Source organism: Terasakiella pusilla DSM 6293 (assembly GCF_000688235.1).
GTDB classification, from domain to species: Bacteria; Pseudomonadota; Alphaproteobacteria; order Rhodospirillales; family Terasakiellaceae; genus Terasakiella; species Terasakiella pusilla.
Genome location: NZ_JHYO01000045.1, coordinates 1 through 17,437, shown reverse-complemented (window position 1 = coordinate 17,437; position 17,437 = coordinate 1). Strand labels below are relative to the sequence as shown.

General features: G+C 49.6%; 15 protein-coding genes and 1 tRNA gene. 1 reads left to right on the top strand and 15 read right to left on the bottom strand.

What is annotated here, in order from left to right:
- From Q397_RS0119105 to rpsL, 4 genes are all read right to left on the bottom strand, one after another.
- On the bottom strand, positions 1-716 hold a 716-nt coding region (locus Q397_RS0119105; RefSeq protein ID WP_028880768.1), incomplete at its 3' end, for a GTP-binding protein.
- 41 nt (positions 717-757) lie between these two features.
- Entirely contained in the window at positions 758-2,845 is a 2,088-nt protein-coding gene (fusA, locus tag Q397_RS0119100) for an elongation factor G (protein ID WP_028880767.1), read from the bottom strand.
- Between the two features lie 15 nt (positions 2,846-2,860).
- A complete protein-coding gene (gene rpsG, locus Q397_RS0119095) occupies positions 2,861-3,331 on the bottom strand; it encodes a 30S ribosomal protein S7 (RefSeq protein ID WP_028880766.1) in 471 nt (156 codons plus the stop codon).
- 12 nt (positions 3,332-3,343) lie between these two features.
- Entirely contained in the window at positions 3,344-3,715 is a 372-nt protein-coding gene (gene rpsL, locus Q397_RS0119090; RefSeq protein WP_028880765.1) for a 30S ribosomal protein S12, read from the bottom strand.
- Positions 3,716-4,049: 334 nt separating this feature from the next.
- On the opposite strand from rpsL, the gene Q397_RS24850 reads away from it, so the two are divergent.
- On the top strand, positions 4,050-4,181 hold the full coding sequence (locus Q397_RS24850) for an entericidin A/B family lipoprotein (protein WP_084149135.1): 132 nt from the start codon (positions 4,050-4,052) through the stop codon (positions 4,179-4,181).
- Positions 4,182-4,258: 77 nt separating this feature from the next.
- On the opposite strand, the gene rpoC is transcribed toward Q397_RS24850, so the two are convergent.
- The 11 genes from rpoC to Q397_RS23445 form a co-directional block, all read right to left on the bottom strand.
- The gene (gene rpoC / locus Q397_RS23450) at positions 4,259-8,482 is read right to left on the bottom strand and encodes a DNA-directed RNA polymerase subunit beta' (RefSeq protein WP_051610364.1); all 4,224 of its coding nucleotides are present in this window, start codon (positions 8,480-8,482) and stop codon (positions 4,259-4,261) included.
- Position 8,483: 1 nt separating this feature from the next.
- Complete coding sequence (gene rpoB, locus Q397_RS0119075) at positions 8,484-12,641, bottom strand: DNA-directed RNA polymerase subunit beta (protein ID WP_028880764.1); 4,158 nt, start codon at positions 12,639-12,641, stop codon at positions 8,484-8,486.
- Between the two features lie 344 nt (positions 12,642-12,985).
- The gene (locus Q397_RS25235; RefSeq protein WP_169738019.1) at positions 12,986-13,162 is read right to left on the bottom strand and encodes a hypothetical protein; all 177 of its coding nucleotides are present in this window, start codon (positions 13,160-13,162) and stop codon (positions 12,986-12,988) included.
- Positions 13,163-13,358: 196 nt separating this feature from the next.
- A complete protein-coding gene (rplL, locus tag Q397_RS0119065; protein ID WP_028880763.1) occupies positions 13,359-13,730 on the bottom strand; it encodes a 50S ribosomal protein L7/L12 in 372 nt (123 codons plus the stop codon).
- A gap of 60 nt (positions 13,731-13,790) precedes the next feature.
- Positions 13,791-14,303, bottom strand: coding sequence for a 50S ribosomal protein L10 (gene rplJ, locus Q397_RS0119060; RefSeq protein ID WP_028880762.1), 513 nt, complete (start codon positions 14,301-14,303; stop codon positions 13,791-13,793).
- Positions 14,304-14,607: 304 nt separating this feature from the next.
- Positions 14,608-15,303, bottom strand: a complete 696-nt coding sequence (gene rplA, locus Q397_RS0119055) for a 50S ribosomal protein L1 (RefSeq protein ID WP_028880761.1) — start codon at positions 15,301-15,303, stop codon at positions 14,608-14,610.
- Between the two features lie 4 nt (positions 15,304-15,307).
- Positions 15,308-15,736, bottom strand: coding sequence for a 50S ribosomal protein L11 (rplK, locus tag Q397_RS0119050; RefSeq protein ID WP_028880760.1), 429 nt, complete (start codon positions 15,734-15,736; stop codon positions 15,308-15,310).
- 195 nt (positions 15,737-15,931) lie between these two features.
- Positions 15,932-16,465, bottom strand: coding sequence for a transcription termination/antitermination protein NusG (gene nusG, locus Q397_RS0119045; RefSeq protein WP_028880759.1), 534 nt, complete (start codon positions 16,463-16,465; stop codon positions 15,932-15,934).
- 11 nt (positions 16,466-16,476) lie between these two features.
- Positions 16,477-16,665 carry a preprotein translocase subunit SecE gene (gene secE / locus Q397_RS0119040; RefSeq protein WP_028880758.1) on the bottom strand — a complete coding sequence of 63 codons (189 nt, stop codon included), beginning with the start codon at positions 16,663-16,665 and terminating at the stop codon, positions 16,477-16,479.
- A gap of 50 nt (positions 16,666-16,715) precedes the next feature.
- Positions 16,716-16,791, bottom strand: a tRNA-Trp gene (locus Q397_RS0119035).
- A gap of 346 nt (positions 16,792-17,137) precedes the next feature.
- Positions 17,138-17,437, bottom strand: a 300-nt coding sequence (locus Q397_RS23445) for an EF-Tu C-terminal domain-related protein (RefSeq protein WP_038012901.1), incomplete at its 5' end; no start/stop codon positions are given.

Sequence of the window (17,437 nt, the reverse complement as noted above, 5' to 3'; positions counted from 1 at the left end):
ATCACGCCACGCTCAACACGGCCTGTTACGACTGTACCACGACCGGAGATAGAGAACACGTCCTCGATCGGCATCAGGAACGGCAGATCTTTCGCACGTTCCGGCTGCGGGATGTACTCGTCAACAGCAGCCATCAGCTTCAGGATAGATTCTTTACCGATGTTGTCGTCACGACCTTCGAGAGCCGCAAGAGCAGAACCAGCGATTACCGGAATTTCGTCGCCTGGGAATTCGTAAGACTCGAGGAGTTCACGGATTTCCATCTCAACCAGTTCCAGAAGTTCTTCGTCGTCAACTTGGTCAACTTTGTTCATGTAAACAACAAGTGCAGGAACGCCAACCTGACGTGCCAACAGGATGTGCTCACGTGTCTGCGGCATCGGGCCGTCAGCAGCGTTAACAACCAAGATCGCGCCGTCCATTTGCGCCGCACCAGTGATCATGTTTTTAACATAGTCAGCGTGACCCGGGCAATCTACGTGTGCGTAGTGACGTGCTTCTGTTTCGTATTCTACGTGCGCTGTAGAAATCGTGATACCACGTGCTTTTTCTTCAGGCGCTTTGTCGATGTCAGCGTAATCAGAAAATTCTGCGCCGCCAGCTTCAGCCAATACTTTGGTGATCGCAGCTGTCAGGGTTGTTTTACCATGGTCAACGTGACCAACTGTACCAATGTTACAGTGCGGTTTATTACGTTCAAACTTTGCCTTAGCCATTACTAAGTAACTCCAATTTTAAAAAGTAGGCGTTGGCTGGATTAACCAGCCAACTTTTCTTTAATTTCTTCAGCGACGTTGTTCGGCACTTCTGCGTAGTGGTCGAACTGCATAGTGAACTGTGCACGACCTTGAGACAAGGAGCGCAGGTTGTTCACGTAACCAAACATGTTGGCAAGCGGAACGTCAGCATTTACGACACGTGCGATACCACGTTGGTCCATAGAGGAAACCTGACCACGACGAGAGTTCAAGTCACCAATGATGTCACCCATGTAATCTTCAGGGGTAACAACTTCGACCTTCATGATCGGCTCAAGAAGTTTCGGTTTAGACTGTTTCATACCTTCACGGAAGGCAGCACGGGCTGCAATTTCGAAGGCAAGAACGCTAGAGTCAACGTCGTGGTAAGCGCCATCAAACAAAGTTGCTTGTACCCCCACAACCGGGAAGCCCGCGATAGAACCAGTGTCCATAGACGTGTTGAGACCTTTTTCAACACCCGGAATGTATTCTTTCGGTACAGAACCACCAACGATCGTGCTCTTGAACTCGAAGTTGGTTTCAGCGTTGCTGTCCATCGGCGTAAAGCGAATTTGTACGCGAGCGTACTGACCAGAACCACCAGACTGTTTCTTGTGGGTGTAGTCGATTTCAACTTCTTGGCCGAAGGATTCACGGTAGGCCACCTGCGGTGCACCAACGTTAGCTTCAACTTTGAATTCACGCTTCATACGGTCAACCAGAATGTCCAGGTGCAATTCGCCCATACCGGCGATTACAGTCTGACCAGTTTCGTGGTCTGTCGTGACGCGGAAAGATGGATCTTCGGCTGCCAAACGTGCAAGCGCGATACCCATTTTTTCTTGGTCAGCTTTGGTCTTCGGCTCAACAGCAACTTCGATAACCGGCTCTGGGAATTCCATACGTTCCAGGATAACCTGGCTGTCGTTGGCACACAGAGTGTCACCAGTTGTTGTATCTTTCAGACCAACCAGAGCAACGATGTCGCCCGCAGATGCTTCTTTGATTTCTTCACGCTCTGATGCATGCATCAAAAGCATACGGCCGATACGTTCTTTTTTACCTTTAACGGTGTTTGTAACGTAAGAACCAGCTTCCAATGTACCAGAATAGATACGTGCGAATGTCAAAGAACCCACAAACGGGTCGTTCATGATCTTAAAGGCGAGAGCAGAGAACGGCGCGTCGTCAGAGTTCGGACGTGTGATCTCTTTTTCTTCGTCTTTCGCATCAACACCACGGATCGGAGCGATATCGGTCGGTGCCGGCAAATAATCGATAACAGCATCAAGCAAAGACTGAACGCCTTTGTTCTTAAAGGCTGTACCGCAAAGTACCGGAACGAATGCCAAGCCGATTGTACCTTTACGGATACAAGCACGAAGAGTTTCTTCATCCGGCTCATTACCTTCGAGGTAAGCTTCCATCGCCTCGTCGTTTTGCTCAACAGCAGTCTCGACCAGCTTTTCACGGTATTCAGCAGCTTTGTCAGCCAAATCTGCAGGAATGTCCGTGTATTCGAAGCTTGCACCCAGCTCTTCACCATTCCAGATGACAGCTTGCATACGGATCAGGTCAACGTGACCAGCGTAATCTGCTTCGTTACCGATCGGCAAAGACAGAACCAGTGGAACCGCACCAAGACGGTCAATGATCATGTCTACGCAACGGTAGAAGTTCGAACCCATACGGTCCATTTTGTTGACAAAGCACATACGCGGTACGTTGTACTTATCAGCTTGGCGCCATACAGTTTCAGATTGCGGTTCTACACCAGCAACAGCATCGAATACACAAACAGCACCATCGAGTACACGCAAGGAACGCTCAACTTCAATTGTGAAGTCAACGTGGCCCGGTGTATCAATGATGTTTACGCGGTGGTCGCGCCAGAACGTAGTTGTCGCAGCAGAGGTAATGGTAATCCCACGCTCTTGCTCCTGCGCCATCCAGTCCATAGTAGCTGTACCGTCATGTGTTTCACCGATCTTATAAGATTTACCAGTGTAGTACAGAATACGTTCGGTAGTCGTCGTCTTACCTGCATCAATGTGAGCCATGATGCCGATATTACGATATTTCTCCAAAGGATATTGTTTAGCCATTTAGGATATCCGATCTTACCAGCGATAGTGAGAGAAGGCTTTGTTAGCTTCAGCCATACGGTGCGTATCTTCACGCTTTTTAACAGCAGCACCACGGTTTTGAGCCGCGTCCAGCAATTCGCCAGTCAAACGGTCAGCCATAGTGTTTTCACTGCGGTTACGTGTCGCATCGATGATCCAGCGAATAGCCAACGCCTGACGACGTGTAGCACGAACTTCAACTGGCACCTGATACGTAGCACCACCAACGCGGCGAGAACGCACTTCGACGGCAGGCTTAACATTTTCGAGAGCTTCGTGGAATTGAGCAACCGGATCGTTACCAGTTTTTTTCTCAATGTTTTCGAAAGCTGTGTAAACGATTTTCTCTGCAGCGGACTTACGACCGTCGAGCATCAAACCGTTCATGAATTTAGTCAGTACGATGTCACCATATTTGGCGTCAGGCAATACTGTACGCTTTTCAGCAGCGCGTCTACGAGACATATTCTAATCCCCTTATTTCGGACGCTTCGCACCGTAGTGCGAACGACGTTGACGACGATCTTGCAGACCTTGTGTATCGAGAACACCACGGATGATGTGATAACGAACACCAGGCAAATCTTTTACACGGCCGCCGCGGATCATCACGACAGAGTGTTCTTGCAAGTTGTGACCTTCACCAGGGATGTAGGACGTAACCTCGAAACCGTTCGTCAAACGAACACGAGCAACTTTACGCAAAGCGGAGTTAGGTTTCTTAGGTGTAGTTGTATAAACGCGCGTACAAACGCCACGTTTTTGCGGGCAAGCTTCCATAGCCGGAACCATGTTACGAACTGGTTTCGGTTTACGCGGCTTGCGGATCAGTTGGTTAATAGTAGGCATAATGCAGTATGTTCCTTGACACACTCGCAACGTTATAACGCGCTTAAAACATAAAAACCCAACGGTCAGGCTTAACCTTCCCGTCAGTCGAATTTCGCGGATGTTATAACGTTCCTGTTACAACAATATGAAGGCTGTTATCTCTCTTAAAAAAAAAGCAACAGACTCCACCACTCAATAGGGCGGGGATACTATGGATATTTCAGCAATTGTCAAGAGAAACCATTAACCGGCTCTTAACGACTGCCCGTCAACGGCTTAAGACAACGTTGACATGTCGCCCACCGTCGACACATATTAAGACGTATAGAAGAAAAACAACAGGCAGGTTTTTATGAAAACCCTCGTAATAAATACAGCGCTCACCGTTACTCTTCTCTTTGTTCTATCGGCCTGCAACACCATGGAAGGTGTCGGTCGCGATGTTCAAAAAGCAGGGGAATGGATTGAAAAGAAAGCGGACTAAGTTCGCCCCCTTTTAACCAAGAAAGCCGGATAGAGCAACTGCCCTACCCGGCTTTTCTTTTGACTTAAGAACGTCGCTTATTCAGCAGGTTCTACCGGTGCTTCACCAGAAGTCAAGGCAGCGCTATGCGCGGCTTCAGCTTCGGCTTGGGCAGCAGCGGCTGCTTTAGCAGCTTGCTCATGCTCCGGCACGTACCCGGCTTCACGGTCACGCTCGGCAGCAAGCTGACGAACTTTACCCATGTAAGCACCCGTACCCGCAGGGATCAAACGACCCACGATCACGTTCTCTTTCAGACCCAACAGGTAGTCTTTCTTACCGGAAACAGCCGCTTCAGTCAGAACGCGAGTGGTTTCCTGGAAGGACGCTGCGGAGATGAAGGATTGTGTCTGCAAAGACGCCTTCGTGATACCAAGCAGGATCGGATGACCCGCTGCGATACGATCGCCACGGTCTTCGGCCTTTTTGTTTTCACGACGGAACTCAACGCGATCCACTTGTTCCCCAACCAAGAAGGTTGTGTCACCCGGATCGGTGATTTCGATCTTTTGCAGCATCTGACGCGCAATCGTTTCGATATGCTTGTCGTTAATCATAACCCCTTGCAGGCGGTAAACTTCCTGAATTTCAGCAATCAGGAATTCTGCCAGAGCCTCAACACCCATAACGCGTAGGATATCATGAGGAACCGGGCTACCGTCCATCAACGGGTCACCTTTACGAACGTAGTCACCTTCCTGAACGGATGTATGCTTGCCTTTTGGAACCAGGAATTCCATCGGTTCAGCATCATCACCTTCAGGTGTAACAACAATACGACGTTTGTTCTTATAGTCTTTACCGAAGGTAACGCGACCATCGATATCAGAGATAATCGCATGATCTTTCGGCTTACGAGCTTCGAACAGTTCCGCAACGCGCGGCAGACCACCGGTAATATCACGTGTCTTTGCAGACTCACGTGGGATACGTGCCAATGTGTCACCCGCGTGAACCTGATCGCCGTCAGAAACGGACAATACAGAGTCTACGGAAACGTAGTATTTTGCATCCTGACCGGTGGAAATGTTTTGCGGAACGCCATTTTCATCAACGATCGCGATGTGCGGACGCAAGTCAGACCCAGCTGGCAAGCTCTTCCAATCCACGATCACTTTAGAGGCGATACCTGTGGCTTCGTCTGTTTGATCGGCAACGGAAACACCGTCAACGATATCAACATACTTAACCGTACCATTCACTTCTGTCAGGACCGGCAATGTGTGCGGATCCCACTCGGCCAATTTCGTACCACGTTCAACAACCTGCCCGTCAGTCACAAACAGTTTTGTACCGTAGTTAATACGGTGACGTGCACGTTCTTTACCGACGTTGTCGATCAACAACAGTTCCGTGTTACGGCTCATAACCACGTCGACGTTGGACGAGTTTTTAACCGTCTGGCAATTGACGAGCTTGATTGTACCGTCATACGCAGTCTCGATAGAGTTCTGCTCGGCACCACCCGTCGCCGCACCACCAATGTGGAACGTACGCATTGTCAGCTGTGTACCCGGCTCGCCAATGGACTGGGCAGCGATAACACCAACTGCTTCCCCACGGTTTACCTTCGTGTTACGGGCAAGGTCACGACCATAACATGTCGCACAAACACCGTTTTCAGCTTCACATGTCAGGACAGAACGGATCTTCACAGTTTCCACGCCAGCATCTTCAATTGCTTTTGCTTCTTCTTCTTCGATCAGTTGACCTGCTGCCAAGATCACATCACCAGTTTCCGGGTGAATGATGTCTTCGCCTGCAGAACGGCCCAAGATACGTTCGTAGAGAGAAACGATCTCGTCGCCACCGTCCATAACAGCACGTGTTGTCAAACCAGCTTCAGTACCGCAATCATCTTCGAAGATGATACAATCCTGTGCAACGTCAACAAGACGACGTGTCAAGTAACCGGAGTTCGCTGTTTTCAAAGCCGTATCTGCAAGACCCTTACGGGCACCGTGTGTCGAGTTAAAGTACTCAAGTACGGTCAGACCTTCTTTAAAGTTCGCGATGATCGGCGTTTCGATAATCTCACCAGACGGCTTGGCCATCAAACCACGCATCCCGCCAAGCTGACGCATCTGTGCAGTAGAACCACGGGCACCGGAGTGAGCCATCATGTAAACGGAGTTGATCGGAACGCCCGGCTCAATGCGCGAGATTTCCTTCATCATCTCAGTCGTCACCTGATCGTTACAGTGTGACCAAGCATCAACAACTTTGTTGTACTTCTCACGCTGCGTGATCAGACCATCCATGTACTGACGCTCAAATTCCTTAACCGCTTCTTTGGTTTGTGCAACCAAAGGCGCTTTGGCGTCAGGAATAACCATGTCGTCTTTACCGAACGAGATACCGGCTTTACAGGCCCATTTGAACCCAAGCCCCATGATGCGGTCACAGAAGATGACAGTCTCTTTCTGACCAACGTGACGGTACACTTCACCGATGACGTTAGACACGTCTTTCTTTGTCAAAAGACGGTTGATCAGAGCGAACGGCACTTTTGTGTGACGCGGCAACAGTTCGGACAGCAGCATACGACCCGGTGTCGTTTCTACACGTTCGACCACTTCGTCGCCGTTTTCATCGATTGTACGGTAACGACATGTGACTTTCGCGTGCAGGCTAACAACATCGTTGTCCAGTGCTTGGTGAATCTCACCCACACCGGAGAAGTGCATGCCTTCACCCTTCTCGCCTTCAAGCTCCATAGAGAGGTAGTAAATACCCAATACGATATCCTGAGACGGTACAATGATCGGCTTACCAGAAGCAGGTTGCAGGATGTTGTTTGTAGACATCATCAAGACACGTGCTTCAAGCTGTGCTTCCAGTGACAACGGTACGTGTACCGCCATCTGGTCGCCGTCAAAGTCAGCGTTAAAGGCTGTACAAACAAGCGGGTGCAGCTGGATCGCTTTACCTTCAACCAACGTCGGTTCAAACGCTTGGATACCCAAACGGTGAAGCGTCGGTGCGCGGTTCAGCATGACCGGGTGTTCGCGGATAACTTCTTCGAGGATATCCCAAACTTCCGGACGTTCTTTTTCCACCATGCGTTTTGCCGCTTTAATGGTTGTCGCCATCCCGTAAAGCTCCAGCTTCGCGTAGATGAACGGCTTGAACAGTTCAAGCGCCATTTTCTTCGGCAGGCCACATTGGTGCAGCATCAGCTCCGGACCAACTACGATAACCGAACGACCGGAATAGTCGACACGTTTGCCAAGAAGGTTTTGACGGAAACGACCTTGCTTCCCTTTAAGCATGTCTGACAGTGACTTCAGCGGACGCTTGTTCGCACCCGTGATCGGGCGAGAACGACGGCTGTTATCAAACAGAGCGTCAACGGATTCCTGCAACATACGTTTTTCGTTACGTACGATGATTTCCGGTGCGCGCAGTTCGATCAGTCGCTTCAGACGGTTGTTACGGTTGATCACACGACGATAAAGGTCGTTGAGGTCAGACGTCGCAAAACGGCCGCCATCCAGCGGAACCAACGGACGCAGTTCCGGCGGAATCACCGGAACAACTTCAAGGATCATCCATTCCGGACGAGAACCGGACTCAAGGAAGGCTTCAACCAACTTGAGACGCTTAACCAGCTTCTTACGCTTGGCTTCGGAATTTGTTTCGCGAAGTTCATCACGAAGGTCTTCCATTTCGTCTTCAAGGTGGATTTCAGCCAGCATATCACGGATGGCTTCCGCACCGATACCGGCGGTGAAAGCGTCCTGACCGTATTCTTCAACCGCATTAATATACTGTTCTTCACTGAGTAGTTCTTTCTGCTTAAGCGGAGTCAGGCCCGGCTCAACCACAACGAAGTTTTCGAAGTAGAGAACGCGTTCCAGATCCTTAAGCGTCATGTCCAGCAACAGACCGATACGGGACGGCAAAGATTTGAGGAACCAAATGTGTGCCACAGGCGCCGCCAATTCGATATGGCCCATACGCTCACGACGCACTTTGGTCAATGTGACTTCAACACCACATTTTTCACAAACAATGCCTTTGTACTTCATGCGCTTATATTTACCGCACAAGCACTCATAATCTTTTACCGGACCGAAGATGCGTGCACAGAACAGACCGTCACGCTCCGGCTTGAAGGTACGATAGTTAATCGTTTCCGGCTTTTTGATTTCACCATATGACCAAGAACGGATTTTATCCGGGCTGGCGATATTGATTTGCAGGCTGTCGAACTGCTGTGCGCCGCTCACCTGCCCAAAGAATTTCATCAATTCCGACATATTAGTAATCCCCTTGGTTCATGTTTACGTTAAGGCCGAGAGCCTGAAGCTCTTTCACCAGAACGTTGAAGGATTCCGGAATACCGGCTTCGAAGCTGTCTTCACCACGAACGATGGCTTCATACACTTTCGTACGACCGGAAACGTCATCGGACTTAACCGTGAGCATTTCCTGAAGGGTATAAGCAGCACCATAAGCTTCCAGTGCCCACACCTCCATCTCACCGAAGCGCTGACCACCGAACTGAGCCTTACCGCCCAACGGCTGTTGTGTAACCAAGCTGTACGGGCCGATGGAACGGGCGTGCAGTTTGTCATCAACAAGGTGATGAAGTTTCAGCATGTAAATGTAACCAACGGTCACTTGACGGTGGAACATGTCACCCGTACGCCCATCATACAATGTGGACTGACCGGATGCATTGTACCCTGCCATTTCCAAATGCTGGGAAATGTCATCAGGTGTAGCCCCATCGAATACCGGCGTCGCCATCGGTACCCCCTTACGCAGGTTGCCCGCCAACTCGTCGACTTCTTCGTCATTCATGTCTTTGACGTATTCGTCGTAATATTCATCACCATAAGCAAAGTGAAGTTTATCACGAACGCCATCATAAGCACCGCTACGTTTTGCCGCATCCAGCTGTTCGCCGATTTGACGACCCAGACCAGCCGCAGCCCAACCAAGGTGTGTCTCAAGGATCTGACCAACGTTCATACGCGAAGGTACACCAAGCGGGTTCAATACGACGTCAACGGGCGTGCCGTCTTCGAGGTAAGGCATGTCTTCCATCGGAACAATGCGGGAGATAACCCCTTTGTTCCCGTGACGACCGGCCATTTTATCACCCGGCTGAAGCTTACGTTTGATCGCAACGAAGACTTTAACCATCTTCATTACCCCTGGTGGCAGTTCGTCACCGCGTTGCAGTTTCTCAACCTTGTTCTCGAAACGCTCTTGAACACGGGCAATACCGTCTTCAAAGTGTTTCTTCAGTGATTCAACATCACTTTGAACTTCGTCGTTTTCTACAGCAACGTGGATCAACTGACCCGGGTTGAACTGATCCAGCATCTCTTCGGTGATTTCAACACCGGTTTGCATGCCGTTCGGACCTGCAACCGCGATTTGACCGACAACAGTCGATTTCATACGCGCAGCAAGGTTACGTTCGTGGATCTTACGTTCGTCATCGCGGTCTTTTGCAAGACGTTCGATTTCCGCACGTTCGATAGCCAAGGCACGCTCGTCTTTTTCCACACCGCGGCGGTTAAAGACGCGAACTTCGACAACAGTACCTGTCGCGCCCGGAGGCATACGCAGAGATGTGTCACGCACGTCAGATGCTTTCTCACCGAAGATAGCGCGCAGAAGTTTTTCTTCCGGCGTCATCGGGCTTTCACCCTTCGGCGTTACTTTACCAACCAGAATGTCAGAAGCTTTCACTTCCGCACCGATGTAAACGATACCTGCTTCGTCGAGGTTTTTCAGCGCTTCTTCACCCACGTTCGGGATGTCGCGCGTGATTTCTTCCTGACCAAGTTTGGTATCACGAGCCATGACTTCAAACTCTTCCAAGTGAATGGAAGTGAAGACGTCATCACGCACAATACGTTCGGAGATCAGAATGGAATCCTCGAAGTTGTAACCGTTCCATGGCATGAACGCCACGAGCACGTTACGACCCAAAGCCAGATCCCCCATGTCCGTAGACGGGCCATCCGCAAGAACGGTACCAGCCGTCACACGGTCGCCAACCTTCACCAGCGGGCGTTGGTTGATACATGTGTTTTGGTTGGAACGTTTGAACTTCTTCAAAGTAAAGATGTCTACACCAACTGTAGAAGCATCATCGCTTTCAGCACGCACAACGATACGGGTCGCATCAACAGAGTCAATGATACCGTCGCGTTTCGCTACGATCGCCGCACCGGAATCACGGGCAACGATTTCTTCCATGCCTGTACCAACAAGTGGTGCATCAGCCTGAAGCAGCGGAACGGCCTGACGTTGCATGTTTGAACCCATCAACGCACGGTTCGCATCATCGTTTTCCAAGAACGGGATCATCGCCGCCGCAACGGACACAATCTGTTTTGGAGAAACGTCGATCAGGGTAATATCTTCCGGACGCGCCATGATATATTCCCCTGCCTGACGGCAAGAGATCAGGTCATCTTTAAAGCGACCTTCTTCATCAAGGTTAGCGTTCGCCTGCGCCACTGTGTAGCGGCCTTCCTGCATCGCGGACAGATACATCACTTCGTCGGTTACCTGACCATCGACAACACGGCGATACGGGCTTTCGATGAAGCCGTATTTGTTGACGCGGGCGAATGTGGACAAAGAGTTGATCAGACCGATGTTCGGACCTTCAGGCGTTTCAATCGGGCAGATACGACCATAGTGTGTCGGGTGTACGTCACGTACTTCAAAGCCTGCGCGCTCACGGGTCAAACCACCCGGACCCAAGGCTGAAAGACGACGTTTGTGCGTCACTTCGGACAGCGGGTTTGTTTGGTCCATGAACTGCGACAGCTGAGAAGAGCCGAAGAATTCACGTACCGCAGCCGCAGCCGGTTTCGCGTTGATCAAATCGTGCGGCATAACCGTGTCGATATCAACAGAGCCCATACGTTCTTTGATCGCACGTTCCATACGCAGCAGACCAATACGGTATTGGTTTTCCATCAACTCACCAACGGAACGAACACGACGGTTGCCCAAGTGATCGATATCGTCGATTTCGCCACGACCGTCTTTCAATTCAACGAGGATACGCAGAACTTCCAGAATGTCATCACGACGCAATGTACGAATAGTATCCGGGATTTCGTCGAAACCCAGACGCATGTTCATTTTCACACGACCAACCGCAGACAGGTCGTAACGTTCTTGATCGAAGAACAGGCTTTCGAACAAAGATTCAGCAGATTCCAAGGTCGGCGGCTCACCCGGACGCATGACACGATAGATATCGATCAATGCTTCTTCACGAGTAGAGTTCTTGTCAACTGCCAGTGTGTTACGGACGTACGGGCCGATGTTTACATGGTCGATAGACAGCAACGGCAGATCCGTCACACCAGCGTTTTCGAGTTCTTCCAGCAATTCAGCTGTCAGCTCGCCACCGGCTTCAACAAAAATCTCGCCTGTCTTTTCGTTAATCAGGTCAGAGGCAACAAACTTGCCAATCAATTCTTCCTGAGAAACCAGAACGTTTTCCAAACCACCTTCGGCCAGCTTCTTAGCTTGACGCGGCGTCACTTTCTTGCCGAGACCCAAAACAGTTTCACCTGTTTTCGCATCCACAAGATCGTGCATCAGCTTCGTCCCTTGCAGACGCTCAGCGTCGAAGGTCGTTTGCCAGCCTTTTTTACCACGAGTGTACTCAATGGTATTGTAGAAGAAGTTCAGAATATCTTCCGGGGACATGCCAATGCGGTCTTCTTCCGCCACATGCTCACCCGCTTCGCGTTTCGCAGCAGTTGCAGCATTATCCAACGCCATCAACAGCGTCGTTACCGGCAACTTACGGCGACGGTCGATACGAACATAGAGGATATCTTTGGCATCAAATTCGAAATCGAGCCAGGAACCACGGTAAGGAATGATACGTGCAGCAAACAGGTATTTACCTGAAGAGTGCGTCTTCCCTTTATCGTGATCGAAGAAGACACCCGGTGAACGGTGCATCTGAGAAACGATAACACGCTCTGTACCGTTAACAACGAATGTACCGTTGGACGTCATGAACGGCATATCGCCCATGTAAACGTCTTGTTCTTTGATGTCGCGAACGGAACGCGCGCCCGTATCTTCATCAACGTCCCAAACAACCAGACGCAGAGTCATTTTCAACGGGGCAGAGTACGTCATGCCGCGTTGCTGACATTCTTCAACGTCGTATTTGGGCTCTTCAAATTCATAGGAAACATATTCCAGCGTCCCACGCTCGGAGAAGTCATTAATCGGGAAAACCGATTTGAAGACTGCTTCCAGACCGTTATCGATACGATCTTGCGGCTTTACTGTCGCTTGCAGAAAATGTTCATAGGAGGATTTCTGAACCTCAATCAGGTTCGGCATCGGCGCAACGGTCTGAATACGACCGAAGCTTTTACGGATACGCTTGCGGTTAATTAGCGGATTCGCCATTAGTGTCCTCAAGGATGTAAGTGACTGAACTTCCATTACACCATCGGTCGCCGAACCTAGATGCAATTTCCATCCAAACAACCTGCCTCGCGAGCAGGCTAACTCCAGAATATCTCTGACTTTATCGGCCTGGCTAAGGCCTATCCGGGTCACAGATGGAGATGTTTTCGCCTGATATAGACCAGACAAAAACAGCCAGGACGGATCGAATCGTCGATTCAATCCATCCCAGCGATTTGGGCCGTTATAGAGGAAACCTGTGATAAGGTAAAGAAAAAAGTCTCCCCCATAAAAAAACGGCCCCTTAAAACAGGAGCCGTTTTAAAATCGATATACTGTCAGGCTTAGCTAGCCAAAGAGCACTCGTTTTCTTCGTCGATTTTACCGGATTCAACGATCTCGATAATACGAGTATTTTCTTCGTTGGCCGGGCAACCGCAAGCGTAATCGCCGGAAGCTTCGTGCAGTTCTGCTTGCTTCAGGTGCCATTGCGCTACTTTTCTGTGATCTTCAGCTTTCATAGTCTTTCCCTTAAGTCACTGTGAAATGATTAAAAACGCTATCCTTTTAGATCAAGGCCGCAGGGCGTGCAAGTCGTAGTTTGGAAATATTCTACTTTTTTACTAGGTCTTTCTAACAGCCTCGAAATCCCATAAAAAAACGGCCCTCAAATGAGGACCGTTTTTCGTAAAACTAAAGCTAAAACGCTTTAACGAATTACTTAAGCTCGACAGTAGCACCAGCTTCTTCGAGTTTCTTCTTAAGTTCTTCAGCTTCGTCTTTACCAACGCCTTCTTTAACAGGCTTCGGTGCGCCTTCAACCAGCTCTTTAGCTTCTTTCAGGCCAAGACCTGTGATAGCGCGAACTTCTTTAATGACGTTGATTTTCTTGTCGCCAGCAGACGCCAGGATTACGTCGAAGTCAGTTTTTTCTTCAGCAGCTTCAGCAGCAGCAGCCGGACCAGCAGCTACAGCAACAGGAGCAGCAGCAGATACGCCCCACTTTTCTTCGAGCAGTTTAGAAAGCTCAGCAGCTTCCATAACAGTCAATGCGGAAAGGTCTTCAACCAACTTATCGAGGTCAGCCATTGTTCATATACTCCGTAGAACTTAGTTCTGTAAAAATAAAAAGTAAAACTCGTCGAAACGTTACGCTTCGCTCGAGCCGTAAGCACCAAATACGCGAGCCAATTGGCCAGCAGGCGCTTGTGTAACAGCAGCAAGTTTCTGTGCAGGTGCTTGAAGCACGCCCACAAGCTTGCCACGCAATTCGTCGAGTGACGGCATAGAGGCCAAAGCCTTCACACCATCGACGTCAAGCGCAGTTTCGTCCATAGCACCACCAAGAATAACGAGCTTGTCGTTTTTCTTAGCGAATTCCACGGTAGCTTTAGCAGCAGCCACAGCGTCTTCCGAGAATGCAATCGCAGTCGGACCACTGAGGATATCAACCAAGCCTTCGAACTTGCTGTCAGCAAGAGCGAGTTTCGTAAGACGGTTTTTCGTTACCTTGAAACTAGCACCAGCTTCACGCATTTTGCCGCGCAACTCTTCCAACTGTGCTACTGTCAACCCACTGTAGTGAGAGACAACAACTGTGGAGCTGTTGGCGAACATTTCGCGCATTTCTGCTACAAGTTCTTCTTTCTCGGTACGGTTCATGTCGTCTCCGATACTTTAGATACCAGTTCACAAAGGAAACTGGATATCCGATGGACAATGAGTAAAGGACCATTCCTTTACCCGGTTCCACTGTCTCAAATTGTCACAGAAGGTCAGTTCTCAGAGAGGCCTGCAACGATGTGCATGCGTCAAATTCTTTACTTCCGTCTATGAAGGCAGATTTAAACAACCTTTTGAGTTGCACCTTCAGTCTTGGACAGTCACGAAAGGTCTTTCACCTTTCGATCAACTCCGGTCCCTCAAAAGAAGAACCGGAGAATCTCTCATTCACTTTGGCGGGCTTTTAGCCGACCAGAGATGAAATGTCAAGCTTAACGCCAACACCCATTGTAGAAGAAACTGTAGCAGCCTTCAAATAAGTGCCTTTAGCGCCTGTCGGCTTGGCTTTGTTAATCGCATCGATGAACGCTTTCACGTTTTCAGCAATTTGTGCTTCCGTGAAGGACGCTTTACCGATACCAGCGTGAACAATACCAGCTTTTTCAACGCGGAACTGGACTTCACCAGCTTTCGCAGCTTCAACAGCAGCTTTAACGTTCGGTGTCACTGTACCCAGTTTCGGGTTCGGCATCAGGCCGCGCGGACCCAAAACTTTACCCAGACGACCAACAACAGCCATCATGTCAGGTGTTGCAATAACGCGATCGAAGTTCATTTCGCCGCCCTGAATTTTTTCCATCAGGTCTTCAGCACCGACCAAGTCAGCACCGGCTTCTTTTGCTTCTTCCGCTTTTGCATCACGTGCAAAAACAGCAACGCGCATTGTTTTGCCTGTACCGTGCGGCAAAGCAACAACACCACGGACCATTTGGTCAGCGTGACGCGGGTCAACACCCAGGTTTACAGCGATTTCGATAGTTTCATCGAATTTAGCTTTTGCAGCGCCTTTAACGATTTTAGCAGCTTCAGCCGCATCAAATGTTGCCAGCTTGTCCCAACCTTCGCGGGCTGCAGTAAGACGTTTACCAACTTTTGCCATGATCTTACTCCACTACCTCAACGCCCATAGAACGCGCTGTACCAGCCAAAGACTGAACAGCGGCTTCAATAGTGTTCGCGTTCATGTCTTTGATCTTTTCTTCAGCGATCTCAGCCAGTTGAGCTTTGGTAATTTTACCAACGTAGCCCTGACCAGTTGTACCGGACCCTTTAGCGAGGCCGATCTTCTTCTTAATGAAGTAAGTTGCCGGCGGCATCTTAGTTTCAAAAGTGAAGGTACGGTCAGCGTAAGCCGTGATCACAACAGGAGTCGGTGTACCCGGTTCCATTTTTTGTGTCGCAGCGTTAAACGCCTTACAGAATTCCATGATGTTCAAGCCTGCTTGACCCAAAGCCGGACCCACGGGTGGGGACGGGTTTGCTTGGCCAGCAGCGATTTGCAGCTTAATGTAGCCTGCAACTTTTTTAGCCATAATAAACCTCAGTTTATAGTGTTACCGGGTTGCGTGGTCGGGCTTGGCTATACCTCCCACGCGACGAGACGAAGAACGAATTCTTCGCGTGCACCAACTCCTCAAAGAAGAATCGGAAATACCTTTTAAAAGGTAAAACGCAGCGCCTTATACAGACGCTGCGTAATCTTGTCGAGTCTTATCCTGTAAAACCCGTTATGCTTTATCGACCTGGTTATATTCCAGTTCAACCGGCGTAGAACGCCCGAAGATTGAAACAGAAACTTTCAGGCGGGACTTTTCTTCGTCCACTTCTTCCACCAGACCATTGAAGGAAGCAAAAGGACCGTCAACAACGCGAACTTCCTCGCCAATCTCAAAGGAGACGCTGGAGCGCGGACGATCAACACCTTCTTGTACCTGATGCAGAATACGCTGGGCTTCATCTTCCGTAATCGGGCAAGGCTTACCTTGCGCACCGAGGAAGTCTGTGACCTTCGCCGTGTTCTTAACCATGTTCCAAGTTTCGTCGGTCAATTGCATTTTCGCCAGAACATAGCCTGGGAAGAATTTACGGTTAGCTGTAACCTTGCTACCACGACGCATCTCGACCACTTCTTCAGTCGGAACCAGAATTTCTTCAAACAGTTCGCTCAGACCTTTTTTTTCCGCTTGCTCGCGCAGGGTCTGTGCAACTTTATTTTCAAAACCTGAATAGGCGTGAATAACGTACCAACGTGCTTGTGCCATGTGTCTCTACCTTAGCTAAAGATTGCTTTGACCGCCGTAGATAACGCTTGATCTACGAGGAAAAAGAAAATCGCAGCCAAAAAGACCATAACGAAAACCATACCCGTAGAAACCATCGTTTCCTTACGCGTCGGCCATGTAATCTTTTTCGCTTCCTGACGAACTTCTTGGGCAAATTTTCCCGGTGATGTCTTCGCCATGATTTACCAATCCTTAAGTTCAAAAATGGTGACGGATACGTCGAACAAAATGGCAGGAGTGGAGGGACTCGAACCCCCGGCACCCGGTTTTGGAGACCGGTGCTCTACCAACTGAGCTACACTCCTACAGTGCTTCCCTATACGTATCTAAAAGGGATTACTCGGGCGCATTCAAGTAACCGTAGAACTTGAAAGCGGCCTCGTTATATAGCCCCCATTGCATGCTGGCAAGTATTAAAGTGCGGTTTATGCAAACTTTTTTTCTTCGCGGCATTTTAACAGGCTTTTCACACGCAAGATCACCATAAACATCAAGCCCCTTCGTATCATAGCACGTCCAGAACCGCCGCAGAGAGTGCCTTCAGCGCCCCTTAAAGGGAATCTCAACGCATAGGCACCCGACGTGCGCCAAGACACAAAAAAGCCCCCTACCCTTAGGTAGGAGGCTTTCTCGTTTAACCGAAAAGGTCGATTAGTCGAGGATCTTGGACACAACGCCCGCACCAACTGTACGACCACCTTCACGGATCGCGAAACGAAGACCTTCGTCCATCGCGATCGGTGTCAGCAATTCGATTTCGAACTCTACGTTATCGCCAGGCATAACCATCTCTGTGCCTTCCGGCAGAGTGATAGAACCAGTTACGTCAGTTGTACGGAAGTAGAACTGCGGACGATAGTTCGCAAAGAACGGCGTGTGACGGCCACCTTCTTCTTTAGTAAGAATGTAAGCTTCGCCTTTGAACTTTTTGTGCGGGTTGATAGAACCCGG